1 pseudogene is annotated in these 512 nt (G+C 64.1%); it reads left to right on the top strand.

What is annotated here, in order from left to right:
• Window positions 1–512 (top strand): annotated as a pseudogene (locus tag ACSDR0_RS51135) (hypothetical protein); the annotation flags it as partial.

Here is a 512-nt window from a genome sequence, read left to right as displayed (position 1 = left end):
ACTACGACCGCGACTACGCGTTCGTGACCGTCTACAACGGTGTCCAGATCGGCGGCGGCACCGCCAAGGAAGTTTCCGAGGCGGACTACAAGAAGTTCACCGGGCGCAAGGAAGTCAAGCCGGTCGAGATCAGCAAGGAGCAGTACGACAAGTGCGTGCTGGACCTGGGTGCCTGCTGGTCCGAGGGCGCTGACACCCCCGCTGACGTCGTGGGCCCGAACCACCCCGGTGCGGTGCTTGAGCGCACCGAGGTCAGCAAGGCGACCTACACCGCCGCTGGCGTTGGCGCCGGCTCCGGCAACAAGCTGGGCGAGCCCGAGGTCGAGCACGTCACCGAGTCCGAGTACAACAAGTACGCGGGCCCGGGCACCAAGGCCAAGGACGCCCTGGGCAACTACACCATCACGCACTACTACGTGCAGAAGTGGCTGAAGGCCGGCACCTCCAAGAAGTACTACAAGGCCGTCTTCATCGTCATCGACGGCTTCATCAAGGACACCGGCAAGCTCGGT

This window comes from Streptosporangium sp. G11, assembly GCF_051192615.1.
Classification (GTDB): Bacteria; Actinomycetota; Actinomycetes; order Streptosporangiales; family Streptosporangiaceae; genus Streptosporangium.
The sequence above is the reverse complement of the archived record's forward strand: the minus strand, read 5'-3'. Positions and strand labels throughout refer to the sequence as shown.